We start from the raw sequence: 24,971 nt of genomic DNA, 5'->3' as shown, positions 1-24,971 counted from the left end.
ATCGTGCACCACATGGTTGAGCGCCCGCTCGCCCGGCGGATGCGGGCGCTCAACCATGTGGTGCACGATCTGTCGGAGCGCCACGGCGCGCTCCATCTGCACGCGGCGGACCAGCCGTGGACGGCGGACCGTGCCGCCTGGAGCGCGGACCGTCTGCACCCCAGCGAACTGGGCCACCGGCTGCTGGCCGGCGAGTTCCACGCCCTGCTCACCGCCCACGGTCTCGCCTCCGGCGAGCCGCCCCGCCCCGATCCCACCGGCCCCGGCCCCTCACGCGCCGCGAGCACCTGGTGGATGGCGACGCGGGGCACCCAGTGGGTCGCCGACCGCTGTACGGACCTTCTGCCGGGCCTGCTGCGGCTCGCCGCCGCCGAATGCCGTCACCGCGTCACCGGCAGCACCCACGCCCTGGACGCCCGGGCCCACCACCTGACCACCCGGGCCCTCGCATCGCTCGACCCCCCTCGCGGCGAACCGGGCCGGCGGCGGGCAGCATAGATTCGCAACCGGCAGGGGCCCGTGCCGCGTACACCCGCCAGCCGCCCCGGGTCGGGTCAGCCGCCGCCGTTCCCGCGCACCGGCAGGAACCGTACGGGCGTGCCCGGGACGGCCTGGGCCGCCGCCGCGAGTTGCGGCTCGGGTACGACGCCGATGACGGGATAGCCGCCGGTGGTGGGGTGATCGGCCAGGAAGATGACGGGGCGGCCGTCGGGCGGTACCTGGACGGCGCCGAGGACCATGCCCTCGCTGGGGAGTTCGCCGTCCACCGCCCGCCGCAGCGCCGGGCCTTCGGTGCGCAGGCCGATGCGGTTGGAGGCGGCGGACACCGTGTACGGGCCGGTCGCGAGGAGGCGCGGGGCGTCGTCGGTGAACCAGCCGTCGCGCGGGCCGAGGAGGACGGAGAGCACGAGTTCGGCGGGCGGGGCGGGCCAGGGCATCGTGTCGGCGTCGAAGGCCGGGCCGTGGGGCGCGCCGAGCGGGAGGGTGTCGTGCGCCGACAGCGGCGCGGGCCCGAGGCCCGAGAGCAGGTCGGCGGAACGGCTGCCGAGCACCGGCTCGACGTCGATGCCGCCCGCGAGGGCCAGATAGCAGCGCAGCCCGCCCTGGGCCGCGCCGAGTTCCAGGACGGCGCCGGCCGGTACGCGCACCGGGGCGCCCCAGGGAGCCGGGCGGCCGTCGACCGTGACAGCGCAGGGCGCGCCGGTGACGGCCGCGACGACGGGGCGGTCCGCCCGTACCGCGCAGCCGTTGACGGTGGTCTCCAGGGTCGCGGCCTCGTCCGGGTTGCCGACGAGCCGGTTGGCCCGGCGGTGAGCGGGCATGTCGAGGGCCCCGGAGCGCGGCACGCCGAGGTGGGCGTGGCCCGGACGCCCGAGGTCCTGGACGGTGGTGAGCGCGCCCGCGCGCACCACCTCCACCCTTCCCCGCTGCGGGCCCGCCGGGTCTGCCGGTCCTCGTTCCGGGCCCGTCGGGTCGGCCGGCCGCGTCATGACGCCTCCTCCGTGAACCGCACCCGGGTGCCGGGGGCCAGCAGCGCCGCCGGCTCGCGCCGCGGATCCCACAGAACCGTGTCGGTGGCGCCGATCAGCTGCCAGCCGCCGGGGGAGGAGCGCGGGTAGACGCCCGCGTACGGTCCGGCGAGCGCCAGGGAACCGGCGGGCACGGAGGTGCGGGGGGTGGCCCGGCGCGGTACGTGGCGGTGCTCGGGGAGCCCGGTCAGGTAGCCGAAGCCGGGCGCGAATCCGCAGAACGCGACCCGGAAGACGGTGCCGCCGATGATGTCCGGGATGTCCTCGGACCGTACGCCCCACATCCCGGCGACCTCCGCCAGATCGGGCCCGTCGTACCGCACCGGGATCTCGCACTCCGGGCCCGCTCCGGCCGTGAGCGGCGGGACGGTCCAGCCGGGCAGCTCCGCGGCGAGCGCGCGGGGGTCGTCCAGCCCGTCGAGGAGGATCGTGCGGGCTGCAGGGACGATCTCGCGCACCCGCGGCAGTGCCCCGGCCGCGCGCCGCCGCAGCAGCTCGGCGTGGAACGCCTCGACCTCCTCGGCCGCGTCCAGTTCCACGAGCAGCGCATGGCCGCCCACCGGCAGCGCTCTCATGCGAAGGGCCGCAAGGAGACGCCCGCGTCCTGGAGTTCGCGCCGCACCCGGCGCGCGAGATCCGCCGCGCCGGGCGTATCGCCGTGCAGGCACAGCGACCGGGCGCCGACGGCGATCCGCCGGCCGCCGGAGGTGACGACGTGTCCGTCGCAGGCGATCGACAGGGCCTGCGCGACGACGGCGTCGCCGTCGTGGAGCACCGCGCCCGCGGTGCCGCGCGGCACGAGCGTCCCCTGCTCGGTGTAGGATCGGTCGGCGAACGCCTCGGTGACCGCTGGCAGGCCGGCCTTCTCCGCCGCGGCCAGCAGTTCCGAGCCGGGCAGACCCAGAACCGGCAGCCCGCCGTCCGGACCCGCTGCCAGCAGGACACCCGCCACCACGGCGACGGCCTGCGCCTCGTCGCGGACCGTCCGGTTGTAGAGCGCGCCGTGCGGCTTGACGTAGCCGACCCGTGCGCCCGCCGCACGCGCGAAGACGTCCAAGGCGCCGATCTGGTAGGCGACTTCGGCGGCCAGCTCGTCGGACGGCACGTCCATGGCGCGCCGTCCGAAGCCGGCCAGGTCCCGGTACGAGACCTGCGCGCCGATCCGTACACCGCGTTCGGCGGCGAGCGCGCAGACCCGCCGCATCGTGACCGGATCGCCCGCATGGAAGCCGCACGCGACATTCGCGCTGGTGACAACGGAGAGCAGGGCCTCGTCGTCGGTGAGGGTCCACCGGCCGAAGCCCTCTCCGAGATCGGCGTTGAGATCGATGACCATGCCCGCCATGGTGCTCCATCGCGATGGGCACGGCTACGGGTGACTTGTAGCCGGGCGGGTGATCCGTGCCGTTTCGTTCGTTGTCAGTGCCACCGCATAATGTGTGCGTCGTGACCGTAACCATCCCGTACCCGACGACGGGCGCGCCCCGCCCCGCCCCGGGGCCGGCCGCCGACGAGGGCCTGGCCCGCCGCCTGAAGGCGCTCGCGTGCACCGCGCCGCTGCACGACCTCGATGTGCGCAAGGCGAATCTGGCCGGCGAGTACTCGGTGTACGCGATGGCGGAGGTCGCGCTGTCGGCCATCGACATGGTCACGCTCAATATGGACTTCGACACCGGTGCGGATCCCGACCAGATAGTGGCCAGGCTGCTGCCGCGCGTCGCCGCCCAGTCACCGCGGCGCCCGGCTGAGGAGCATGAGCGGGTCGCCCGCTGGGTGCTGGAGAACCTGATCAACGTCGGCAGCGTGGACCGCGGCTTCCGCGCGGTCTACGGCACCTTCGCCGCCGACGGCGCGTATGTCCGCCGCGACTACGACTTCAAGCTGATCGAGGAGGTGCCGGGCCCCGGTGGCGGCGTGTACCTGCGCACCACCGACGAAGCGGTCAACGTCCTGGTCGGCGCGCTCGACACGGACGTCACCAGCGCCCAGATCGCCGCCGAGGTCAAGCTGGAGGTGCTCATCAGCCGGGGCCGGCTCGCCGACGCGCAGCTCGCCGCCGAGCAGGCCCGCTACCGCACCGTTCAGTACGCCGAGACGCTGCGCCGCGCCCTGGAGGCGACCCGGCGCAATGTCCGGGCCGTGGACTGGCTGCGTGCCGTCCCGGACATGATCGCCGAAGCGCTCGACCATGTCGCCGACCGGTACCGCCACGAGAACGCGATCCTCACCAACATCCGCAAGGCGCGGGACGAGGCGGAGGACCCCGAGCACAAGCGGCGGGCCGCCGAGCTCATCGACATCGTCAAGGACTGCATCCGGCGCCACACCCAGTTGCAGTCCCGGCTGCTGGAGGCCGGGCCGCTGTTCCGCGCGGAACAGGACCGGCAGGCGTTCGCGACGGCGCCCGCCCGCGCCGGCCTGGACCTGTACGGACAGCTCATCGCCCCCATCCTGCCGCTGCCCGTCGAGCAGGCGTCCCGCGTCACCGACGCCTTCTTCGCCCGTGGCGCCGGCTTCCGCACCCCGCCCGCGGTGCGGGTCTGTGACCTGGTGAACGTCCTGCTCACTCCGCCCACGGAGCGCGAGCACCTGGGCGCGGCCATGCCGGAACCGGACCTGGTGGCCACCCCCGCCGACAGCCGCTTCAGCGAAGAGCAGCTGGAGAGCGCGCTGGAACTGCTGGACCTGCCGGACGACGCGCCGCGCCGGCTGTCGGGGCTGCTCGCCGACGCCCGCCGCCGCGATCCGGAACTGCCCTACCTCGTCGCTCTGCTGGCGGTGCACGCCGCCAGTCCGCCGGTCGGCACCGCCTACCGGCAGGGCGAGCCGCGGCTGCTCTTCTCGGTCGACGACGGCGAGGAGCTGAGGGATCCGGAGTTCGGCGGCGCCGACCTGATCGTGGGCACCGCCCGGCTCGACACGGCGGGCATGGCCGCCGCCCGTTCGGAGATCGCGTGACGGCCGCCACCCGCGACGGATCCCGCAGCAGATCCCGCCGCGCCGCCCCACGGCCGTCCACCGAACCGTCATCCGCCGCCGCGCAGCCATCCGCCGTCCGCCCCGAGGAGATCCACCCGTGACCGAGTACCGCGACGCCGAGACCGCGCAGCCCGCCGCGTACGGCGATGCCGCCACGGCCGCGCGCCCCGGCGCCCCGTCGCCCGTCACCGCGGCCGATGCGGCGGACGCCGCCCGGCTGGTCTCCTACGGACTGCAGCCCAAGCTGCTGCCGGCCCGCGACGCGGAGTACGCGGAGTTGATCCGACGGCACCGCGAGGAGCCCGCCTTCGCCCGTCTCGCGGACGCCGTCGCGGCCGGACTCGGCCTGATCGTCCTGGAGGTGTCGCCGCGCGCCGGCATGGCCGTGGCCGCCGCCGAGGACTCGGTGTTCGCGGTCCGCATGGGGGAGTACTCGCGGCGGGCCGCCTCCGACTCCAGCGACCGCTTCCTGCACGGCCTGGCGCATCTGGCCACGGCCACGATGGCGTTCCCCCGCCCCGAGGACCTCGCGGACGACGGCTACATCGGCCGGATCACCGTCAACGGCGTCGACGGGTTCGTCCGCCAGGCCTGCCGCCGGCTGGAGGAGCGCGCGGCGGAACAGGGCGAGAACACCGACCCGGCGAGCGACGCCCCCGGCCTGGAGGCCGCCTGGCGGGTCTACACCCGCCGCAGCTCCACCGGCGCGACCAAGGACGCCCGGCGGCTGTCCGGCTCCACCACCGGCATCGTCGGCAAGGCGGTCGCCTTCCTCGTCGACTCCGGTTTCCTGCAGCGCACCGGCGATGACGCGGGCGGCACCTTCCGCACCACCGCCCGGTACCAGCTGCAGGTCCGCGACATGGCGGGCAGCGCCGCCATGGCCGAACTGCTGGAGCTGGGCGTCGTCCCGGTCAGCGACGGTTCGGCGAGCCTGCTGCCGCCCGACGACACCGGGGAGCTGGACCTCGTCGCCGAGGCCGGCCTGCCCTTCCATGAAAACCCGCACAGCCCCGAGAACCAGCACAGCCACTTCTGAGCCGTAGCCGTACCCACCCGCGCGGCCACCCGCGCAGATAACGAGAGTCCGCCGCCATGTACGAGCTGTCCCGGCTCCGCCTGTACTCCATCGGCCCCGCCGGTGCGCGGTACGCAGACACTGTTCTGGACCTGCGGGGTGTCGGGGCGCCTGTCCCGCACCCCGCGCCCGCGCAGGCCGAGTTCTTCCAGGACGAGCCGACAGGACCGCTGCGCCGCCCCGCCCCCGCGGGCGTCCTCTTCCTGGAGAACGGCGGCGGCAAGTCCGTCCTGCTCAAGCTGATCTTCTCGGTGATGCTGCCCGGTCACCGCAACACGCTCGGCGGGGCCAGCTCCGGCGTGCTCCGCAAGTTCCTGCTGGCCGACGACTGCGGGCATGTGGCCCTGGAGTGGCAGCACACCGTCACCGGCGAGCTGGTGGTCGTCGGCAAGGTCAGCGAGTGGCGCGGGCGCCAGGTCTCCTCCGACCCGCGCAGGTTCGCCGAGGCCTGGTACTCCTTCCGTCCCGGCCCCGGGCTCAGCCTGGACTCGCTCCCGGTCGCCGAGTCGACCGCCGTCCGGCCGCCCGCCGAGGGCGCCTCGGGCGCCATGGGCCGCCGCCGCACGATGAAGGGCTTCCGCGACGCCCTCACCGAGGCCGGCAAGTTCTACCCGCACCTGGAAGTGGTGTGGGAGGAGATCCACGACCGGTGGAACGAACACCTGGGAGAGCTGGGTCTGGACCCGGAACTCTTCCGCTACCAGCGCGAGATGAACGCCGACGAGGGCGAGGCGGCCGGCCTCTTCGCGGTCCGCCACGACTCCGACTTCGCGGACCTGCTGCTGCGCGCCGTCACCGACACCCGGGACACCGACGGTCTCGCCGACCTCGTCCACGGCTTCGCGGGCAAGCTCGGCCGCCGCGCGGAGCTGACCGCGGAACGCGACTTCACCGCCGGCTCGCTGGAACTCCTCGAACGCATCGTGGAGCACGCCGCCGCCCGCGAACAGGCCCGCGGTGTGCACACCCAGTCCGAGCGCCGCACCCGCGCTCTGGCGCGCCGGCTGTCCGCGCGAGCCCGGGAGGAACGGGGCCGCGGCGCGGAACTCGCCCAGAACACCGCCCAGGCGTCCCAGGCCGTCACCGACGCCGAGCAGGCCCGGGGCCGCAGCGCTCTGGTCGCCGCCGAACTCGCCTACCGGCACGCCTCGCTGGCCCTCGCGGCGTCCGACAAGGGCGCGGCGGGACTGCGCCGCGAACTGAACGACGCCCGCACCCTGTACTCCGCCTGGCAGGCGGCCGAGACGGTGCTGCGGCACCGCGCCGCAGGCGACCGGCTGGTGCGGGTCAGCGCCGCGATCCAGGAGGCCGAGCGGGACGCGGCTCCCGCCCTGGCCGCCCGCACCCTGGCGGCGGGCGACCTAGTGCGCGCGCTGCACGCGGCGGCGGACGGCGCGGACCGGCAGGCCGACGTCGAGGAGGAGCGCTCCGCCGGGCTCCAGGCCCAGTCCGAGGCCGCCCACCGTGACGCGACGGCCGCGGCCACCGAGGCCCAGCGGTCCCGCAGCGAGGCCGGTCACCTCGGGCAGCGGCTCGCCGAGGTGGAGCAGGAGACGGCCGAGGCGGTCAGCGCCGGCTGGCTCGACGACTCCGCCCCGGACGCGGACCCGGCCCGTGCCGCCCTGGAGGCCTCCGACGCGGAGCGGGGCGCCGCCGCGGCCGCCGGATCGGCCCGGGAGACCGCGCGCCAGGCGGCCGAGCACGCCCGTGAGGCCGCCGCAGCCGAGTCCCGGGTGGAACTGGCGGCCGCCCGCGCCGCCGACGCGCTGGCCGCCGCCGAAGCCGCCCACTCCGCCGACTTCCGCGTCGCAGAGGCACTCGCGGCGGAACCCCGGCTCTCCGAACTCCTCAGCCTCCCGGGCCTCCCGGCGGCCCAGGCCCAGTCCGAGGCAGCCAAGGACGCCATCCCCGGCCCCCGTGGCTCCGGGTCGGCGGAAGGGGGCCGCCCCGGCTCCCCCGGCCCGGCCGCGCACCACCGCGGGAAGGAGACGTCCGGCGCGGCACGGAAGGCGGACGCCGGTCCGCTGAGCGCCGCGGAGCTGGACGCGTTCGCGGAGCCGCTGCGCGAGCTGCTGGACGGCACCGTCGCGGCCGCCGAGCGGCAGCTGTTCGACCTGCGCACGTCCGCCGCCGACGACGCGCGGATCCTGGCGGCGCTCGGTGACGGCGGCCTCCTGCCACCCGGCCCCGACGTGCTCGCCACCGTCGAGTACCTGGGCGAGCACGGCATCCCCGCGTTGCCCGGCTGGCGCTATCTCGCGCAGGCCGTAGACCCCGCGGACCACACCGCGGTGCTGTCGGCGCGCCCCGAGCTGGTGGACGGCGTCGTCGTCACCGACCCGGAGACCTACCGGCGCGCCCGCGAGGTCCTCGCGCAGGCGGCGCTGCTGCCGCGCTCGACCGTGGCGGTGGGCACCGCGGCGGCGCTTCTCGCGCCGACGCCGGCGGCCGGCGCCGAGTCCGACGTGTTCCTCGTACCGCCGAACCCGGCGATGCACGACGAGCTCGCGGCCGACGGTGAACGCCAGGCGCTGCGTACCCGCGCCAGCGCCCGGGAGGCCGAGATCCGGGCGTTCGCCGCACGGCTCGGCCATGACCGGACGCTCGCCGCGCGGCTCGCGTCCTGGCGGGGCGGCTGCCCGCAGGGGCAGCTCGCCGAACTCGCGGCGGCCGTGGAAGCGGCCAGGGAGGCCGCGTCCGGGGCCCGCGGGGAGCTGGCCGAGGCGCGCGCCCGGCGGGCCGAGGCGGACGAGGTGTCGGCCGAGGCGGCCAGGGAACGGGACGCACGGCAGGACGCCGCGCAGCAGGCCCGCCGCCGCGCCGACCTGCTGGCCGGTCTGGCGCACCGGCTGCGGGAACGGGCCAACTGGCAGCGCAGGACGCGCGAACTGACCGAGGACGCGGCCGAGGCCGAGGCCCGCGCCGAAGCCTGTCTCGCGCTGGCCCAAGCGGCCGACGAGGACCGCAGGGCGGCCCAGCGCGGCGCCGACGACGCCCGCCGCACCGCGCGGGTGCTGCGCTCGGAACGGTCCGAGATCGCGGGCGCGCCCGAAGAGCCGGCGCCGGACGCCGCGCCGCCGTCCACCGAATCGCTCCCCGCGCTGCGGGAGGCCTACCGCGCGGCCTCGCAGCTGTACGAGCAGGTCGGGGTGGGAGCCGATCTACGGGCCGAGCAGGCCCGCGCGGAGAGCACCGAGAGCTCGGCCCTGACCGAACTGCAGCGGCTGACCAACAAGGTCCGCAGCCGCGCGGCCCAGCTCCTGGAGGGCCCGGACGGCGCGGACGGACCGTCCCGGCAGGCCGCGGCCGCCCGCGCCGAGCAGCTCGTCCAGACCATCGAGGCCCGCGCCTCGGCGGCCAGCGAGCAGCTGGGCCGGCTGCGCGGTGAATCCGAGCGGCTCGCCCCCGCCACCGGGGAGTCGCACACCGATCTGCCCGACGAGCTGCTGCCGCGCGACGCCGAGCACGCCCAGGAGCTGCTGCGCGGCGCGAACGGTGAACTCGCGGCGCGCACCGAGGCACTGGAGGAGGCCAGGGGCGACCACGCCGACCTGGTGCGCTCGCACCGGGCGGCGGAGGACGCGGCCGGCGGGTTCGACGAACTGGCGGCGCTGCTGCGGGACCTGCTCAGGGACGGTTCGGGGCCCCAGGGTTCGGGGCCCCAGGAGGAGACCGGCGCGGAGCCGGAGCCCTACACGGGCACCCTGGAGGAGGCCCGTACCGTCTCGGCCGAGGTCCGGCGCGCCCAGCGCGGCTGCGCCACCGACCTCTCGGCGGCCGAATCGCAGCTCCGCGAGGCGTCCGACATCCTCGTACGCCATGCCAACGCCGCCCGTTTCGAGCAGGTCAGGACCCCGGCCCGGCAGCAGATCCGTGAGCTGCCCGCAGCCGGACTGCCCGAGCACGCGGCCGCCTGGGCGGTGGCGTTCGCACCCCGCCTGCGCGTACTGACCGACGAGATGCAGCAGTTGGAGCGCAACCGCGACAGCATCGTGGACCGGCTGCGCGGCCTCGTGGAGTCCTCGCTCACCACGCTGCGCTCCGCCCAGCGGCTGTCCCGCCTCCCCGAGGGCCTCGGTGACTGGTCCGGGCAGGAGTTCTTGCGGATCCGCTTCGAGGACCCGGACCACGCAGCGCTCACCGAACGGCTCGGCGAGGTCATCGACGAGGCGACGAGTTCCGCCGTCCGTAAGAACTCCGACCTGCGCCGGGACGGCATGTCCCTGCTGCTGCGCGGTGTCGCGGCGGCGCTCCAGCCCAAGGGCATCTCCGTGGAGATCCTCAAGCCGGACGCGGTGCTGCGCGCGGAGCGGGTGCCGGTGGGTCAGATGGGCGATGTGTTCTCCGGGGGACAGCTGCTCACCGCCGCGATCGCGCTGTACTGCACGATGGCGGCGCTGCGCAGCAACGACCGGGGCCGCGACCGGCACCGGCACGCCGGCACGCTGTTCCTGGACAACCCCATCGGCCGGGCCAACGCCACGTATCTGCTGGAGCTGCAGCGCGCGGTCGCCGACGCGCTGGGCGTTCAGCTGATCTACACCACCGGGCTGTTCGACACCACGGCGCTGGCCGAGTTCCCGCTGGTCGTCAGGTTGCGCAATGACGCGGACCTGCGCGCCGGGCTGAAGTACATCAGCGTCGAGGAGCACCTGCGGCCCGGTCTTCCCGTCCAGGACCCCGGCAGCGAGACGGTGCACGGCGAGATCACCGCCACCAGGATGTTCCGCCGCCCGTCGGAGCAGCCGCAGCCGCAGTAGCCGGGCCAGGACTGGATCAAGCCAGACTCGGCTCCGGACATGGTCAGGACATGGTCAGGGCCGGGCCCGGTTCAGGCCCGCGACAGCGATGGGGGTTTGTTCCGGCCCGGCTTCGCCCGCGCCGCGGCACGCTCCGTCCGACGTGCCCTGCGCCGCTCCCGGCGCAGGGCACGGGCAGCGCTGCTCGGGCTGGAGACCACCCCGTTGCGCTGGTTCCACACCTGCCGGGTCACCCACACATCCAGCACCGACCAGGTGGCCACGATGGTGCTGACCACGGTAAAGATCATGGAGGGCGCGGAGAACCAGGATCCGCCGACGGTCAGCAGAGCCGTGACGACCGCTTCGATGAGCGTCACGGACGTGATCAGTACGGCGCGGACGGCGGCGGCACGGACGGGATCGGGCATCCGCGGGGTACCGACCGGATCTTCGACCCACATCGAGCGGCGTTCTGAGTCCATATGAAGTGGCTGCCCGCAAATGCCCGTCGCCATTCCGCAGTACCTTTCCAGCCACTCGCCGCATCGGTGCATCGCGCCCGAACCGGGTGTCCCGCACCACGATGGCATCCGGGTTGCCCGGATAACACCCGAAAACGAGCCATCGTGAAATCTGGCCGACGTACTCCGACCGCCGGACTGACTTTCGAGTTACCTATGGGGCAGTAGTAGGCTCGCGCCGATTCCATGCGATCGAACACCCCCCGAACGGGGCTGACGTTGGGGAGGCCATGCGCTTTCGCGGTACGACGATCCGCCGGAAGATCGTGGCGCTGCTGCTGATTCCGCTGGTGTCCCTCACAGCCATCTGGGCATTCGCCGCCACACTCACCGGCCGCGAGGTCTGGGGTCTGCTGGGCATCGAACGCATCGTCAACGACGTCGGCTATCCCACCGAGGACGCGGTCCAGGCCCTGCAGCAGGAGCGGCGTGCCGCCATCCTGTATCTGGCCGACACCCGCCGCTCGGACTTCAGGAGCGGGCTGGCCAAGCAGGAACTGGCCACCGACAAGGTCTTCGCCAAACTGCGCTCCAACGCGTCCGATTCGGCCACCCGCGGTGATCTCAGCGGGGATGCCCGGATCCGACTGGACGCCGTGACGCGGGGGTTCGAGGATCTCGCCGCGCTCCGCGGCAAGGTCGACAACCAGACCATCACCCGTATCGACGCCTTCGGCGCCTACAACGAGATGGTCGATCCCTGTTACGACCTTCTCGACTCGCTCAACCCGCTGAACAACGTACAGATCGACAAGCAGGGCCGTGCCCTCATCACGATCGCCCGGGCCCGCGAAGCGATCAGCCGCGAGGACGCCCTGATGGCCGCGACGATCAGCGCCGGCCGGATGAGCCAGGCGGAGATGCGTACCTTCACCTTCGCCGTCGCCGAGCAGCGGGACTACTACGACGACAATCTGAAGCTCCTTCCCGAGGACGAGCGTTCGATCTTCGACGAGTTCTGGCGGGGCGCCAACGGCAAGGCGCTGCGCACCGCGGAGGACTCCATCATTTCCGCGGGCGCCGCCGCCGCGCCGCGGGCCGCCGACCGGGCCTCATGGCCGAGCGCCGCGTCCACCGCGCTGGGCGATCTCGACCGGTTGGACACCCAGGCGGGCGACCTGCACAAGAAGCGCGCGGAACCGTATGCCCTCAGGCTCCTCATCATGGCGGCCATCGCCGGCGGTCTCGGCCTGATCGCCGTCATCGCCTCGGTGTTCGTCTCGGTGCGCATCGGCCGCAGCCTGATCCGTGACCTGTCAGGACTGCGCAAGGAGGCCCAGGAGGTCTCCGGCACCCGGCTGCCACGCGTCATGCGCCGCCTCGCGGCGGGCGAGAAGGTCGACGTCGAGACCGAGGTGCCGCGCCTGGAGTACAGCGACGACGAGGTCGGACAGGTCGGCAAGGCCCTCAACACCCTGCAGCGCGCCGCGGTGGAGGCGGCCGTCCGGCAGTCCGACATGCGGCGCGGTGTCTCCGACGTCTTCGTCAACCTCGCCCGCCGCAGCCAAGTCCTGCTGCACCGGCAGCTCACCCTGCTCGACGCCATGGAGCGGCGCACCGAGGACACCGAGGAACTCGCCGACCTCTTCCGGCTCGACCACATGACAACCCGTATGCGCCGGCACGCCGAAGGCCTGGTGATCCTCTCCGGCGCGGCGCCCTCGCGGCAGTGGCGCAAGCCCATCCAGCTCATGGACGTGGTGCGCGCGGCGGTCGCCGAGGTCGAGGACTACGAGCGCATCGAGGTCCGCAGGCTGCCAAGGCTGGCGGTGGCCGGCTCCGCCGTCGCCGATGTGACCCACCTGGTCGCCGAACTCATCGAGAACGCGGCCGTGTTCTCGCCCCCGCACACCGCGGTCCGGGTGCACGGCGAGCACGTGGCCAACGGCTTCGTGCTGGAGATCGACGACCGCGGCCTCGGACTGACCCCCGACGCGCTGCTGGAAGCGAACCTGCGGCTCGCCGAGACCCCCGAGTTCGAGCTGTCGGACACCGACCGCCTCGGTCTGTTCGTCGTCAGCCGCCTCGCCCAGCGCCACGGCGTGCGCGTCTCGCTGCGTCTGTCGCCGTACGGGGGCACCACGGCGGTCGTCCTGATCCCGGCCACGCTGCTCACCGACACCGGCGAGGACACCGGTGCGACCCGCATGGGCACCCTTCTGGAAGCGGAGGAGAGCGAACTGGAACCATCGTCGCGGCACGAACACTCCTTCCGGCAGTGGGGACTCGACGTCGCCGGCAGCGACGGTCACAAGGAGCACGTCCAGGTTCCGGACGCGGCCCCCGACATCTCCGGTCCTGGTTCGGGTGAACCCGGGCCACTGCCGCGCCGCCGCCGTACCGCCCCGGTCCTGGTCTCCGACCGCGGCCGCGCGGTCGCCCCGCCGACCGTGCCGGCGGCCCGGGCGGCCGAGCCGCCGGCGCCGTCGGGACCGGCGGCCGGCTCGCTGCCGAAGCGGGTCCGCCAGGCGAACCTCGCCCCGCAGCTGCGGGTGGAATCCGCGTCGCAGGACGGCGGGACCGCCACGCGGCCCGGCAAGGAGGCGCCCAGGGAACGCTCCGCCGACGAGGTGCGGGACCGGATGGCCGCGCTGCAGCGCGGCTGGCAGCGCGGGCGTGAGCACGACCTCGAGGACGACGAGCACGGCCCGCACGGCCCGGACGACGCATCCACAGCACCGAGAACGACTCCTGAGGGGAACGGTCGATGACCGCACCATCGAGCCCGACACGCGAGCTGAGCTGGCTCCTTGACGACCTGGTCACCCGTGTGGCCAGCATCCGCAAGGCACTGGTGCTCTCCGGCGACGGCCTCGCGATCGGCGCCTCGGACGGACTGACCCGTGAGGACTCCGAGCACCTCGCCGCCGTCGCCTCCGGCTTCCACAGCCTGGCCAAGGGCGTTGGACGGCACTTCGAGGCGGGCTCGGTCCGGCAGACCATGGTGGAGCTGGACGACGCCTTCCTGTTCGTGACCGCGGCGGGCGACGGCAGCTGTCTCGCGGTGCTCAGCGACGCCGACTCCGACGTCGGGCAGGTGGCTTACGAAATGGCGCTGCTGGTCAAGCGGGTGGGCGCCCACCTGGGCACCGCGCCGCGCACCGACAGCGGCGCGACACTCAGCGGCTGACGGTATGGCCTCAGGACGGGGTGACGGGGTGACATGACTGAAGAGGACCGCTGGTACGACGACGCCGCCGGCCCGGTGGTGCGGCCGTACGCGATGACACGTGGCCGTACCAGCCACGCCGCAGAGGGCAGGCTCGACCTCATCGCCCTGGTGATGACCGAGCCGGACGGCGAGGACGGTGCGGCAGAAGGCGACAAGACGCTGTCACCCGAACACCTCGACATCGTCGGGCGCTGCCAGCTCCAGGCGACCTCGGTCGCCGAGCTGGCGGCCGATCTCGATCTGCCGGTGGGCGTGGTGCGCGTGCTCGTCGGTGACCTGCTGGACGCGGAACTCGTCCACGTCAGCATGCCTGTTCCTCCGGCGGAACTGCCGGACGAGAGCATTCTCCGAGAGGTGATCAATGGGCTTCGGGCGCTCTGACCGACGCCGCAGGTCCGCCCCCGATCCGGTAGCGCTCAAGCTGCTGGTGGCGGGCGGTTTCGGGGTCGGCAAAACGACATTGGTGGGTGCGGTCAGCGAGATCAGGCCGCTGCGCACCGAGGAATTGCTCAGCGAGGCCGGCCGGCCGGTGGACGACATCGACGGCGTCGAGGCCAAGAGCACCACCACCGTCGCCATGGACTTCGGGCGGATCACACTCCGCGAGGACCTGGTGCTCTACCTGTTCGGCACGCCCGGCCAGGACCGTTTCTGGTTCCTGTGGGACGAGCTGGCACAGGGCGCGCTGGGCGCGGTCGTGCTGGCCGACACCCGCCGCCTGGAGGACTGCTTCGCGGCCGTCGACTACTTCGAACGGCGCGGCATCCCGTTCACGGTGGCCGTGAACGTCTTCGACGGTGCCACCCAGCACGCGACCGAGACGGTGCGTGACGCGCTGGACCTCGACCCGCATGTGCCGGTCGTGATGTGCGACGCGCGGGACCGCGCCTCCGCCAAGCAGGTCCTGATCACCGTCGTCGAACATGCCGCGAAGGTGGCGGCGGACCGTCGGGAGCCCGCCGCCACCTGATACCGCCGCGTTCCGGTTCTACGAGCCCGCCTCGTCCTCCTCCTGCCAGCCGAAGCTGCGCTCGACGGCCTTCTTCCACCGGCGGTACTCCCGCTCCCGGGTCTGCTCGTCCATGCCCGGGGTCCATTCGGTGTCGCGCTTCCAGTGCGTCTTGAGGGTGTCCAGGTCCGGCCAGACCCCGGTGGCGAGACCGGCAGCGTAGGCCGCGCCCAGGCAGGTCGTCTCGGCGACGACCGGCCGGATCACCGGCACCCCCAGAACGTCCGCCTGGTGCTGCATCAGCAGGTTGTTCACGGTCATGCCACCATCCACCCGCAGCGAGGTCATCGGGACCCCTGAGTCCTGGAACATCGCGTCGACGACCTCGCGGGTCTGCCAGCTCGTCGCTTCCAGCACCGCCCGCGCCAGATGCGCCTTCGTGACGTAACGGGTCAGGCCGGTGATGACCCCGCGCGCGTCGGAGCGCCAGTACGGGGCGAACAGACCGGAGAACGCGGGCACGATGTACGCGCCGCCGTTGTCCGCGACGCTGGCGGCCAGCGATTCTATCTCGTCGGCGGAGCGGATGATGCCGAGCTGGTCACGGAACCACTGCACCAGGGCTCCGGTGATCGCGATGGAGCCCTCCAGGCAGTACACCGGCGCTTCCCCGCCGAGCTGGTAGCCCACGGTGGTGATCAGGCCGTTCTTGGAGGGCACCGGCCGGGTGCCGGTGTTGAGGAGCAGGAAACTGCCCGTTCCGTAGGTGTTCTTGGCCTCGCCGGTCTCGTAGCAGGTCTGCCCGAAGACGGCCGCCTGCTGGTCGCCGAGCGCGGAGGCCACGGGCACGCCCGCCAGCTGGCCGACGGCGGTGCCGTAGACCTCGGCGGAGGGGCGGATCTCCGGCAGGATCGCCTCGGGGATGTTCATGGCGGCGAGCACCGACGGTTCCCACTGGAGCGTCTCCAGGTTCATCAGCATGGTGCGCGAGGCGTTGGTGACGTCGGTGACGTGGATGCCGCCCTGGACGCCGCCGGTCAGATTCCAGATCAGCCAGGAGTCGATGGTGCCGAAGGCGATCTCGCCGTTCTCCGCGCGGCGCCGCAGACCCGGCACGGTGTTCAGCAGCCAGGCCGCCTTCGGCCCGGAGAAGTAACTGGCCAGTGGCAGGCCGGTGAGGTCGCGGAAGCGGTCCTGGCCGTCCTGTCCGCCGAGTTCACCGCAGAGCGCGGCGGTGCGGGTGTCCTGCCAGACGATCGCGTTGTGCACGGGCCGGCCGGTGGCCCGGTCCCACAGCACTGTGGTCTCCCGCTGGTTGGTGATGCCCAGCGCGCTGAGCTGGTCGGCGCGCAGCCCGGCCTTGGCGAGCGCGCCCGCCACCACCGCCTGCACCTTGGACCAGATCTCGGTGGCGTCGTGCTCCACCCAGCCCGGCCGGGGGAAGATCTGGCGGTGTTCTCGTTGGTCGACGGCGACGATCGAGCCGTCGGTGTCGAAGACGATGCACCGGCTGGAGGTCGTGCCCTGGTCGATGGCGGCTACGTACTTCACGGACTGGTCGCTCATGCCTGCCTCCCTTGGAACGCGGCGTCTAGAACGCGGCGTTGTGGATGACTCCCGAGAGCGCGCCGCCGATCAGCGGACCGGCGACGGGCACCCAGGCGTAACCCCAGTCGGACGTACCCTTGTTGGGGATGGGCAGCAGTGTGTGGACGATGCGCGGGCCCAGGTCGCGGGCCGGGTTGATGGCGTATCCGGTCGGCCCGCCGAGCGACAGTCCGATGCCGACGACCAGCAGCGCGACGAGCAGTGTGGTGGTGCCGGATTCGCCCAGGCCCTTGTTGCCGGGGAAGGCGAGCACCGGCAGGACGAGACCCATCGTGGCGATCGTCTCGGTGACGAGGTTCTGCCAGGGGACGCGGATCTCGGGGATGGTCGAGAAGATCCCCAGAGTGCCCAGCGGCTCCTCGTCCTGGCCGGTGTTGGCGGCGAACTGCCCGTAGTAGGCCAGCCAGGCCAGGGTCGCGCCGAGCATCGCGCCGATCAGCTGTCCGGCGAGGTAGTACGGGGTCTGGTGCCAGACGCCGGTGTCGATGGCGATGCCGAGGGTGACGGCCGGGTTGAGGTGGCCGCCGGAGAGCGGACCCGCGGTGTAGGCCCCGGCGAGGACCCCGAAACCCCAGCCGAAGGCGATGACGATCCAGCCGGAGGCTCTCGCCTTGGAGTGTTTGAGGGTGACCGCGGCGCAGACCCCGGCGCCGAACAGGATGAGGATCGCTGTGCCGATGATCTCGCCGATGAAGACGTCCCCGTTGGAATGCATGGCGGCTCCTTCGTGCAGGCTGCACTGACCGGGCTCGTGCCATCCGAAGAGCGCGCGACATCACCGGCGGTGGGAAGGGGCCTCCCGCAGGCCTGCGCGCCACCGGAAGTGTTCACCTGGTGTGATGGAGCGTCAAGGCCGCGAACAGCTCAGCACACGGTCACCGCACGGCCACCACCGAGGAGCCGTGGCCGAAGAGTCCCTGGTTGGCGGTGATCCCCACCCGGGCGCCCGGGACCTGCCGTTCGCCGGCCCGTCCGCGCAACTGCCAGGTCAGCTCGCAGACCTGGGCGATGGCCTGGGCGGGCACGGCCTCGCCGAAGGAGGCCAGCCCGCCGCTGGTGTTGACCGGGATCCGGCCGCCGAGCGCGGTCGCGCCGTCCCGCAGAAGCTTGGCGCCCTCGCCGGGCGCGCACAGCGCCAGGTCCTCGTACCACTGGAGTTCCAGGGCGGTGGACAGGTCGTAGACCTCGGCGAGGTCCAGCTCCTCCGGTCCGATCCCCGCCTCCTCGTACGCGGCCGCGGCGATGGAGGCCCGCAGCCCCAGAGCGGGCGGTTCGACGGCGGCGGCCGAGTCGGTGGCGAAGTCCGGCAGGTCCAGGACGGTCTTCGGATAGGACGGGGTGACGGTGGAGACCGCGCGGACGCGTACCGGATCCGTGGTGTGCCGGCGGGCGAAGTCCATGCTGGAGAGCACGACCGCGGCGGCTCCGTCGGAGGTCGCGCAGATGTCGAGCAGCCGCAACGGATCGGCGACGACGGCGGAGGCCGCGACCTCGCCGGCCGAGACCGCCTTGCGGTAGCGGGCGTTGGGATTGGCGGCGCCTGCCGCCGAGTTCTTCACCTTGACCTGCGCGAAGTCCTCCAGGGTGTCGCCGTGCAGCGCCATGCGGCGGCGCGCGTACAGGCCGAAGTAGGTGGGGTTGGTGGCGCCCAGCACACGGAAGCGCAGCCAGTCCGGGTCGTCGGGCCGGTTGCCGCCGGCGGGCGCGAAGAAACCCTTGGGCGCGGCGTCCGCGCCGATCACCAGGGCCACGTCCGCCATCCCGGCCAGGATCTGGGCCCGCGCGGCGTTGATGGCCTGCGCGCCCGACGCGCAGGCGGCGTACACGCTGGTGACGCGGGCGCCCTGCCAGCCCAGCGCCTGGGCGAAGGTCGCGCCCGCGACATAGCCGGGATAGCCGCCGCGTACCGTGTCCGCGCCGACCACGAGCTGGATGTCGGTCCAGGCCAGCCCGGCGTCGGCGAGCGCGGCGCGGGCGGCGGCGACGCCGTATTCGGTGAAGGACCGGCCCCACTTGCCCCAGGGGTGCATTCCGGCGCCGAGCACTGCCACGTCCTGTGTCATCGTGCCCTCCCGTCGCCCGCCGCCACCCTTGTATCGAAGCGCTCCGCGCCCTTTGATTCCACGGGCTGCCAGTGCCAGGTGGTCCAGGTCGTCTCTGTGTCCTCGTTGAGTACGCCGGGGACGAGTTCGACCTCCATGCCGACGGCGAGGTCCGCCAGGGCGACGCCCGGGGCGGCCTGGCCGAGCACCACCATGCGCTCGGCCGCGAGTTCGACGGCGACCAGGACGTACGGCTCCCACTCCCGCGCGGGGTCCGAGACGTAGGGCGCCGGCGGCCGGTAGCGCCCGTCGGTGTACGACCAGACCTGGCCGCGGCGGGACAGCGGGGTCTCCTCCAACGTGGTCCCGGAGCAGGCCGGGTTGCGGCAGAAGGTGTCCTCCCGGGGGAAGAACACCGATCCGCAGTCCCGGCACCGCGTGCCGGTCAGCCGGAAGTCCGCTCCGCCGGTGCCCTCACCGTTGCCTTCGGCGCTCTCAGTGCTCTCGGTGAACCAGCCGGCCACCACAGGTGTGCGCGTTCGCGCCACGTGCCGCCTCCCCTTCGTATCTGACGATACGTCAGAAGTCTGCCACGGCGCGGCGGAGGAGGGAACGGCGCGGCCCGGTCCGCCGGCGGCTCCCCTCCGTGGGGGAGGTCGCGTCAGTCCCCGGCCGGCTGCTCCGCGAGCCACTTGGCCGCGATGTCGCCCAGCTCCGCGTCCCGGCCCGCCAGCATCGTGGCGATCATCTTCGCGTCGCCGCGCAGGGACCAGGCCGGGTGCCCGAAGGAGGCCGGGTTGTTCTTCTCGATCAGGAAGTGCGCGGGCCAGGCCGTTCCGTAGCCGATCAGCGGCAGCGCCGCCAGATACCGCTTGCGCCCCCGGGCCAGCCCGTACGCGCTGACCGCGAGCCCGGTCAGCGTGCCGGTCAGATGCACCCAGCGGGTGGCGGACCTGGAGTGCATCGCCACGTAGTAGGGCCAGAAATCCTCGAACGAATCGAATGTCCGCTGCGTCATGCCCGCACGGTAGTCCCAACTCCTGGACGGTGTCAGGAGGCGGTGGTAAGTTCTTCTCGAACAGAGAAATACTCAGTTTGAGAAGAACGGGACGAGGGGCAGCCATGGCACCGCAGCAGGAGGAAGATTTCCTTGCCGCCTACGACCCGCGTGCCTTCGACCCCATCGCCGTGACCGTTGACATGGTCGCTCTGACGCTGCGCGCAGGTGCCCTCCATGTCCTGCTGGTCCGCCGTGGCGGGCCGCCCTTCCAGGGCGCCTGGGCGCTGCCCGGCGGATTCGTCCGGGCGGGGCGCGAATCGCTCGACCAGGCCGCGGCCAGGGAGCTCGCCGAGGAGACCGGCCTTGACGCCGCCGGGCTCGGCCGGGTCCACCTCGAACAGCTCGGCTCGTACGGCCACCCCGGGCGCGATCCGCGCATGCACGTCGTCTCCGTCGCCCATCTCGCTTTCGCCCCCGACCTCCCGGACGCGCGGGCCGGCAGCGACGCCGCGGCGGCCGCGTGGATCCCCGTCGCGGAACTTGATCTCAGCAGGCAACCGGACGCGCCCACCCGGCGTCCCAACGAGCAGGGCCGGCGGCCCGGGGCCCACGGGGGTGGTCCCGGCCACCGGTCCGTAGGTACCGAGCTGGCCTTCGATCACGCCAGGATCCTCGCCGACGGCCTCGACCGCGCCCGCTCCAAGATCGAGTACACGCCGCTGGCCACAGCCTTCCTCGGTGAGCACTTCACCATCTCCGAACTGCGCGCCGTCTACGAAGCGGTCTGGGGCGCGACCCTGCACGCGGGCAATTTCCACCGCAAGGTGCTCTCCGTCCCCGGGTTCGTCGAGTCCACCGGAGGCACCGCCACCCACGGCAGTGTCCGCGGCGGCCCCCGGGCCCGGCTCTACCGCGCGGGCGACGCCCGCCTCCTGCACCCCGCCCTGCTGCGTCCCGACCGCGAGGAGACCGTGCGATGACCCTCACCGGGGGTGCGGTCCACACCTTCGACCAGGCCATGGACGCCCTGCGGCACGGCTTCCCCGAGGACCGCGCCGCCGCCACCCGGCTGCACCGCAGGCTCGCCCGGCTGCTCCATCCCGACACCGCGCCGCCCGGCCGCCGCGCGGAGGCCGCCGCCGCATTCCTGGCCCTGAACGAGCGGTGGCGGCAGCACCTCGCCGCGCACAGCACCGCGCACCTCACCATCACGACCCGCCGGCACACGTACGTGCTGGGCGGCACCCAGGCCACCGGGGACCTCGCCGTGCTGCGCCGCGCCGCGTACGAGCACGACGGAGTCCGGCACGACGCGCTGCTGAAGATCCCACTGCGGCCGTACGACAACGACCTCATCGAGCACGAGGCCGATGTGCTGGCCCGGCTCGACACCGCGGCAGAACCGCGGCACCGCGCCTACGCCCCCCGGCTGATCGAGACCTTCCGCCATCGGGACACCAGCGGAACCGAGCGCCGGGTCAACGCACTCGAACCGCTGGACGGCTTCCACAGCCTCTCCGAGGTCGCCGCCGCGCACCCGGGCGGGCTCGACCCGCGCGACGCCGCCTGGATGTGGCGCCGGCTGCTGGTCGCCCTCGGCTGGGCGCACCGGGCCCGGCTCGTGCACAGCGCCGTCTTCCCCGAACACGTCCTCATCCACCCCGCGCTGCACGGGCTCGTACTGATCGACTGGTGCTACGCGACCGCGACCGGCACCACCGCGCCGGTCCTCATCGAACGCCACCGCGACCGGTACCCGCCGGAGATCCCCGGCAGGCAGCCCGTCACCGAAGCCACCGACCTCCACCTCGCGGTGCGCTGCATGGAACACCTCATGGGCGAGCGGGTCCCGAAACCGCTCGCCGCCTTCATCCGCGGCTGCACGCTCCCCGGCGAGGCGGGCCGCCCGCACGACGCGTGGCGGCTCCTCACCGAGCTCGACGAACTCCTGGAACGGCTCTACGGGCCGCGCACCTTCCGGCCGTTCACCATGCCGATCACCTGACGAGCACACCCACACACAACTAGGGGGAACACCATGGGCAGCGGAAGCTGGTCCACCAATGTCTACGACGCCGCCGCGCGCTACCGCGCCGCGTCCGGTGCCGGCCCCTTCGCCTACAGCGACCGCGTCACCTCGTCCGACCCGCGCGGCTCCTGGACGGCGCACCCGTCCCTCGATCCCAAGGACCTCACCGTCCGCGAGAGCCGCGACTCCGCGGAGCACCCGGCCTCGGTCGCCATCTCGGTGCTCTTCGACGTCACCGGATCGATGCGGTCCGTCCCGCAGACGCTGCAGACCAAACTCCCCGAACTCTTCGGCCTGCTGCTCCGCAAGGGGTACGTCGAGCACCCGCAGATCCTCTTCGGCGCGGTGGGCGACGCCACCTGCGACCGGGTACCGCTCCAGCTTGGCCAGTTCGAGTCCGACAACCGGATGGACGCCGACCTCGGCAACATCCTGCTGGAGGGCGGCGGTGGTGGACAGATGACCGAATCGTACGAGCTCGCCATGTACGCGATGGCCCGCCACACCTCGATCGACTGCCATGAGAAGCGCGGCCGCCGCGGCTACCTCTTCCTCATCGGGGACGAGATGCCGTACGGCAAGGTCAAGGCCCGCGAGGTCCGAAGCGTGATCGGCGACAAACTCACCGAGGACATCCCGATCACCGCGATCATCCCCGAACTGCAACGAAAGTTCGACGTGTACTACATCCTCCCGGCGGGCTCCTCCTACGTCGGCAACACCGAGGTCCTCGGACTGTGGCGCAAGCTGCTGGGCCAGAACGTACTCGAACTCGACGACCTGGACGCGGTCTGCGAGACGATCGCACTCACCATCGGCCTGGGCGAGGAGGCCATCGATCTCGCCGAAGGGCTCGCCGACCTCGACGACATCGGATCGGACGCGGGAGCCTCCGTCGGAAAGGCTCTCGCCTCGATCGGCCGGGACCCCGGCGCCGTGGCTGTCTCGGAGTCGCTGATCGACGGAGCGGGACCCACCCCGGCCGGCGGCACAACGCGTCTGTGAGCTGAGCCGGGACGCGCCGGAGGGGGCACGGCGGGGTGTCCCCGCAGGACGGCGAACGAAGCCGGCCGCAGCTTGGCCGACTACACGCGCGTTCGCCGCCCGAGGAGATACCCCGGCGGGACCCCGCCCTTCGACCGCGTCCCGCAACCCGACCCACAGCGCCCCGCAACCCGACCCACCGCGCCCCGACCCAAACGAACCGCCCCGGAGGGGACATGCACACCATCGTCGTCGATCTCGGGTACGGCGACGCCGGCAAGGGCGTCGTCGTGGACCGGCTCTGCTCGGCGGAGCCGGTCCGCGCGGTGGTCCGCTTCAACGGCGGCGCCCAGGCCGCGCACAACGTCGTCACGCCCGACGGACGCCACCACACCTTCGCCCAGTTCGGCTCCGGCACCCTGCACGGGACGCCCACCCACCTGTCCCGCTTCATGCTCGTCGACCCGCTCGCGCTGGCCGCCGAGGCGGACCATCTGGCCGCACTCGGCATCCCCGACCCGCTCGCGCTGTTCACCGTCGACCGGCACGCCGCGCTCACCACCCCATACCACGCGGCCGCCAACCGACTGCGTGAACAGGCCCGCGGCGGGTCCCGGCACGGCTCCTGCGGCATGGGCATCGGCGAGACCGCGGCCTACGCGCTCACCCACCCCGAGGACGCGCCCCGGGTGGGCGACTGCACGTCCCGCCCCCGCCTGCTGCGCAAACTCGCCCTGCTGCGCGACCGATTGTCCGACGAACTGGGGCGGCTGCCGGCCCCGCCCGTCGAGCACTGCGCGGAAGCCTTCGCGGCCTTCGCGCGCTCGGTGACCCTCACCGACGACGGGCACCTCGCGAGGCTGCTGGCCGAAGGGCCGGTCGTCTTCGAGGGCGCGCAGGGCGTCCTGCTCGACGAATGGCACGGCTTCCACCCCTACACCACCTGGTCGACCACCACCTTCGCCAACGCCGAGACGCTGCTGGCCGAGGCGAACAGCGCGGGCGGCGCGGGCGCGGCGCTCCGGCTCGGCGTCGTCCGTACCTACACCACTCGGCACGGACCCGGCCCGCTGGTCACCGAGGACCCGGAACTGGCCCGCGAACTGCCAGAACCGCACAACGGCCACGGCCGCTGGCAAGGAGCCTTCCGCACCGGCCACTTCGACGCGGTGGCGCACGCCTACGCCGCCGAGGTCTGCGGGGGAGTGGACGCGCTGGCGGTCACCCACCTCGACGCGCCCGCCCGCTGCCCGGGACTGCGCATCGCCCGCGCCTACGGGATGGACGGCCGGCTCGTCGAACGCCTCCCGGCCGGCCCGTCCGTCCCGCCGGGTGATCTCGTGCGCCGGGCCGAACTGACCGCCGCCCTGGCGGCGGCCAGGCCGGCCGTCTGGGACACGCCCGGCCCCGACCCGGCCGCGTGGTCGGATGCCGTCGGCGAGGCGCTGTCCGCGCCCGTCGTCCTGGAGTCCTACGGGCCGACGTGTGCGGACGTCAAGGACCTCCGGGAGACCGGGAAGTCGAAGTACGTGCCGGGGAAGAGCTCCGGCGTGTATGTGTAGTGCCACCACTCCTCGGCGAGGTTGACGAAGCCCAGCCCTTCGAGGGTGCCCTTGAGGAACAGCCGGTTCTTCCGCTGCTCGCCCTGGATCCGCGGGTCCAGAGTGTGGGAGAGCGTGTCGAAGTAGTCGAACGGAGTGCCCATGTCGACGCTCCCGCCCGACAGCCGCACGATGGTCAGGTCCATGGTGCTGCCCCGGCTGTGTCCGGACTTCTCCGCGATGTAACCGTCCTCGAACAGCCGCGACTTATCGACATGGGGATAGAACTCGCTCTTCATCCGCTGGTCGTCGAGATCCTTCGCCCACGCCACGAAGTGGTCGACGGCGCGCTGCGGCCGGTAGCAGTCGTACACCTTGAGCGAGTAGCCGCGGCGCAGCAGTTTCCGCTGCGCCGCGTGCAGGGCCTCGGCGGCCGGCCGGGTGAGCAGGCAGATGGGCTGCCGGTAGCCGTCGATGGGCACCCCGACGAAATTGTGCGGAGTGAAGTAGCGGATCTCCTGGATGATCGTCGGGTCGATATCGCGCAGGGCCACGAACTCCGGGGGCGCCTTGGGCCCGGACCTGGCCGGCGCCTGCGCCGGCGCGGTGGTGGTACCGGCGGTGACGGCGATCAGGGTCACGACGGACACGGTGAGCGTACGGATCATGGTCGCGAGTCTCGGCACGGGGCCTCCGTTTGTCGGGTGGATGTCATACGCGGATGGCGGTCACCAGGTCACCAGGTCACCAGGTCACCTGGGCGCGCTGGGGGCGGAGTGGTCGGATACAGTCCCGGC

Annotated in this window: 21 protein-coding genes and 1 pseudogene; 12 read left to right on the top strand and 10 right to left on the bottom strand. The window is 73.0% G+C overall.

The annotated features are described in order from the left end of the window. Positions 1-498, top strand: a pseudogene (locus tag QMK24_RS32380) (SGNH/GDSL hydrolase family protein); the annotation flags it as partial. A gap of 56 nt (positions 499-554) precedes the next feature. Here QMK24_RS32380 and QMK24_RS32375 read toward each other — a convergent pair. Genes QMK24_RS32375 through QMK24_RS32365 form a run of 3 tightly spaced genes read right to left on the bottom strand, consistent with a single transcriptional unit; the run spans position 555 to position 2,865 of the window. After that, positions 555-1,490: a 5-oxoprolinase subunit C family protein gene (locus QMK24_RS32375; RefSeq protein ID WP_283470434.1), complete on the bottom strand. Its 936-nt coding sequence runs from the start codon at positions 1,488-1,490 to the stop codon at positions 555-557. After that, the gene (locus tag QMK24_RS32370; RefSeq protein ID WP_283470433.1) at positions 1,487-2,104 is read right to left on the bottom strand and encodes a 5-oxoprolinase subunit B family protein; all 618 of its coding nucleotides are present in this window, start codon (positions 2,102-2,104) and stop codon (positions 1,487-1,489) included. The genes QMK24_RS32375 and QMK24_RS32370 overlap by 4 nt, the downstream gene beginning before the upstream one ends. Further along, positions 2,101-2,865, bottom strand: coding sequence for a LamB/YcsF family protein (locus QMK24_RS32365; protein WP_502962617.1), 765 nt, complete (start codon positions 2,863-2,865; stop codon positions 2,101-2,103). Before QMK24_RS32365 ends, QMK24_RS32370 begins: the two co-directional genes overlap by 4 nt. A 110-nt stretch (positions 2,866-2,975) precedes the next feature. On the opposite strand from QMK24_RS32365, the gene QMK24_RS32360 reads away from it, so the two are divergent. The 3 genes from QMK24_RS32360 to QMK24_RS32350 all read left to right on the top strand — a co-directional run bounded on the left by QMK24_RS32360 (position 2,976) and on the right by QMK24_RS32350 (position 10,346). Next, a complete protein-coding gene (locus tag QMK24_RS32360; RefSeq protein WP_283470431.1) occupies positions 2,976-4,487 on the top strand; it encodes a hypothetical protein in 1,512 nt (503 codons plus the stop codon). 118 nt (positions 4,488-4,605) lie between these two features. Beyond that, entirely contained in the window at positions 4,606-5,547 is a 942-nt protein-coding gene (locus QMK24_RS32355) for a hypothetical protein (protein ID WP_283470430.1), read from the top strand. Positions 5,548-5,603: 56 nt separating this feature from the next. Continuing rightward, a complete protein-coding gene (locus QMK24_RS32350; RefSeq protein WP_283470429.1) occupies positions 5,604-10,346 on the top strand; it encodes a hypothetical protein in 4,743 nt (1,580 codons plus the stop codon). Between the two features lie 71 nt (positions 10,347-10,417). Here QMK24_RS32350 and QMK24_RS32345 read toward each other — a convergent pair whose 3' ends face one another. Further along, positions 10,418-10,810 (bottom strand): hypothetical protein, encoded by a 393-nt coding sequence (locus QMK24_RS32345; protein WP_349307905.1) that lies wholly within the window; start codon positions 10,808-10,810, stop codon positions 10,418-10,420. Positions 10,811-11,079: 269 nt separating this feature from the next. Between QMK24_RS32345 and QMK24_RS32340 the strand changes: the two genes are divergently transcribed. The 4 genes from QMK24_RS32340 to QMK24_RS32325 are packed head-to-tail and all read left to right on the top strand — an operon-like array spanning position 11,080 to position 14,991. Beyond that, positions 11,080-13,560, top strand: a complete 2,481-nt coding sequence (locus QMK24_RS32340) for a sensor histidine kinase (RefSeq protein ID WP_283470427.1) — start codon at positions 11,080-11,082, stop codon at positions 13,558-13,560. Continuing rightward, positions 13,557-13,979 carry a roadblock/LC7 domain-containing protein gene (locus tag QMK24_RS32335; protein ID WP_283470426.1) on the top strand — a complete coding sequence of 141 codons (423 nt, stop codon included), beginning with the start codon at positions 13,557-13,559 and terminating at the stop codon, positions 13,977-13,979. The genes QMK24_RS32340 and QMK24_RS32335 overlap by 4 nt, the downstream gene beginning before the upstream one ends. Before the next feature lie 33 nt (positions 13,980-14,012). Beyond that, on the top strand, positions 14,013-14,402 hold the full coding sequence (locus tag QMK24_RS32330; RefSeq protein WP_283470425.1) for a DUF742 domain-containing protein: 390 nt from the start codon (positions 14,013-14,015) through the stop codon (positions 14,400-14,402). Continuing rightward, positions 14,383-14,991 (top strand): GTP-binding protein, encoded by a 609-nt coding sequence (locus tag QMK24_RS32325; protein WP_283470424.1) that lies wholly within the window; start codon positions 14,383-14,385, stop codon positions 14,989-14,991. Before QMK24_RS32330 ends, QMK24_RS32325 begins: the two co-directional genes overlap by 20 nt. A gap of 18 nt (positions 14,992-15,009) precedes the next feature. Here QMK24_RS32325 and glpK read toward each other — a convergent pair whose 3' ends face one another. The 5 genes from glpK to QMK24_RS32300 form a co-directional block, all read right to left on the bottom strand. Next, positions 15,010-16,536 carry a glycerol kinase GlpK gene (gene glpK, locus QMK24_RS32320; RefSeq protein ID WP_283470423.1) on the bottom strand — a complete coding sequence of 509 codons (1,527 nt, stop codon included), beginning with the start codon at positions 16,534-16,536 and terminating at the stop codon, positions 15,010-15,012. A 25-nt stretch (positions 16,537-16,561) separates the two neighbouring features. After that, complete coding sequence (locus QMK24_RS32315; protein ID WP_283470422.1) at positions 16,562-17,293, bottom strand: MIP/aquaporin family protein; 732 nt, start codon at positions 17,291-17,293, stop codon at positions 16,562-16,564. 160 nt (positions 17,294-17,453) lie between these two features. Further along, positions 17,454-18,641 (bottom strand): lipid-transfer protein, encoded by a 1,188-nt coding sequence (locus QMK24_RS32310; RefSeq protein ID WP_283470421.1) that lies wholly within the window; start codon positions 18,639-18,641, stop codon positions 17,454-17,456. Continuing rightward, positions 18,638-19,168 (bottom strand): Zn-ribbon domain-containing OB-fold protein, encoded by a 531-nt coding sequence (locus tag QMK24_RS32305; RefSeq protein WP_283470420.1) that lies wholly within the window; start codon positions 19,166-19,168, stop codon positions 18,638-18,640. The genes QMK24_RS32310 and QMK24_RS32305 overlap by 4 nt, the downstream gene beginning before the upstream one ends. A gap of 113 nt (positions 19,169-19,281) precedes the next feature. Beyond that, a complete protein-coding gene (locus QMK24_RS32300) occupies positions 19,282-19,638 on the bottom strand; it encodes an Mpo1-like protein (RefSeq protein WP_283470419.1) in 357 nt (118 codons plus the stop codon). A 104-nt stretch (positions 19,639-19,742) separates the two neighbouring features. Between QMK24_RS32300 and QMK24_RS32295 the strand changes: the two genes are divergently transcribed. The 4 genes from QMK24_RS32295 (at position 19,743) to QMK24_RS32280 (ending at position 24,195) form a co-directional block, all read left to right on the top strand. After that, the gene (locus QMK24_RS32295; RefSeq protein WP_283470418.1) at positions 19,743-20,600 is read left to right on the top strand and encodes an NUDIX hydrolase; all 858 of its coding nucleotides are present in this window, start codon (positions 19,743-19,745) and stop codon (positions 20,598-20,600) included. Further along, positions 20,597-21,625 (top strand): serine/threonine-protein kinase, encoded by a 1,029-nt coding sequence (locus QMK24_RS32290; RefSeq protein ID WP_283470417.1) that lies wholly within the window; start codon positions 20,597-20,599, stop codon positions 21,623-21,625. The genes QMK24_RS32295 and QMK24_RS32290 overlap by 4 nt, the downstream gene beginning before the upstream one ends. Before the next feature lie 33 nt (positions 21,626-21,658). Next, positions 21,659-22,654, top strand: coding sequence for a hypothetical protein (locus QMK24_RS32285; RefSeq protein WP_283470416.1), 996 nt, complete (start codon positions 21,659-21,661; stop codon positions 22,652-22,654). A gap of 215 nt (positions 22,655-22,869) precedes the next feature. Continuing rightward, positions 22,870-24,195 carry an adenylosuccinate synthetase gene (locus tag QMK24_RS32280; RefSeq protein WP_283470415.1) on the top strand — a complete coding sequence of 442 codons (1,326 nt, stop codon included), beginning with the start codon at positions 22,870-22,872 and terminating at the stop codon, positions 24,193-24,195. On the opposite strand, the gene QMK24_RS32275 is transcribed toward QMK24_RS32280, so the two are convergent. Continuing rightward, entirely contained in the window at positions 24,105-24,860 is a 756-nt protein-coding gene (locus QMK24_RS32275; protein WP_502962616.1) for a M15 family metallopeptidase, read from the bottom strand. The genes QMK24_RS32280 and QMK24_RS32275 overlap by 91 nt on opposite strands. Positions 24,861-24,971: the final 111 nt, after the last annotated feature.

The sequence above is a fragment of the Streptomyces sp. PH10-H1 genome, assembly GCF_030063355.1.
GTDB lineage: Bacteria > Actinomycetota > Actinomycetes > Streptomycetales > Streptomycetaceae > Actinacidiphila.
Note: the sequence above shows the minus strand (reverse complement) of the source record. Positions and strands in the feature narration are given on the sequence as shown.

Coding starts and splice junctions, on each gene's coding strand:
- QMK24_RS32375 (WP_283470434.1), bottom strand. CDS start 1,490: ATGACGCGGCCGGCCGACCCGACGGGCCCGGAACGAGGACCGGCAGAC.
- QMK24_RS32370 (WP_283470433.1), bottom strand. CDS start 2,104: ATGAGAGCGCTGCCGGTGGGCGGCCATGCGCTGCTCGTGGAACTGGAC.
- QMK24_RS32365 (WP_502962617.1), bottom strand. CDS start 2,865: ATGGTCATCGATCTCAACGCCGATCTCGGAGAGGGCTTCGGCCGGTGG.
- QMK24_RS32350 (WP_283470429.1), top strand. CDS start 5,604: ATGTACGAGCTGTCCCGGCTCCGCCTGTACTCCATCGGCCCCGCCGGT.
- QMK24_RS32345 (WP_349307905.1), bottom strand. CDS start 10,810: ATGGACTCAGAACGCCGCTCGATGTGGGTCGAAGATCCGGTCGGTACC.
- QMK24_RS32340 (WP_283470427.1), top strand. CDS start 11,080: ATGCGCTTTCGCGGTACGACGATCCGCCGGAAGATCGTGGCGCTGCTG.
- QMK24_RS32335 (WP_283470426.1), top strand. CDS start 13,557: ATGACCGCACCATCGAGCCCGACACGCGAGCTGAGCTGGCTCCTTGAC.
- QMK24_RS32330 (WP_283470425.1), top strand. CDS start 14,013: ATGACTGAAGAGGACCGCTGGTACGACGACGCCGCCGGCCCGGTGGTG.
- QMK24_RS32325 (WP_283470424.1), top strand. CDS start 14,383: ATGGGCTTCGGGCGCTCTGACCGACGCCGCAGGTCCGCCCCCGATCCG.
- glpK (WP_283470423.1), bottom strand. CDS start 16,536: ATGAGCGACCAGTCCGTGAAGTACGTAGCCGCCATCGACCAGGGCACG.
- QMK24_RS32315 (WP_283470422.1), bottom strand. CDS start 17,293: ATGCATTCCAACGGGGACGTCTTCATCGGCGAGATCATCGGCACAGCG.
- QMK24_RS32310 (WP_283470421.1), bottom strand. CDS start 18,641: ATGACACAGGACGTGGCAGTGCTCGGCGCCGGAATGCACCCCTGGGGC.
- QMK24_RS32300 (WP_283470419.1), bottom strand. CDS start 19,638: ATGACGCAGCGGACATTCGATTCGTTCGAGGATTTCTGGCCCTACTAC.
- QMK24_RS32295 (WP_283470418.1), top strand. CDS start 19,743: ATGGCACCGCAGCAGGAGGAAGATTTCCTTGCCGCCTACGACCCGCGT.
- QMK24_RS32290 (WP_283470417.1), top strand. CDS start 20,597: ATGACCCTCACCGGGGGTGCGGTCCACACCTTCGACCAGGCCATGGAC.
- QMK24_RS32285 (WP_283470416.1), top strand. CDS start 21,659: ATGGGCAGCGGAAGCTGGTCCACCAATGTCTACGACGCCGCCGCGCGC.
- QMK24_RS32280 (WP_283470415.1), top strand. CDS start 22,870: ATGCACACCATCGTCGTCGATCTCGGGTACGGCGACGCCGGCAAGGGC.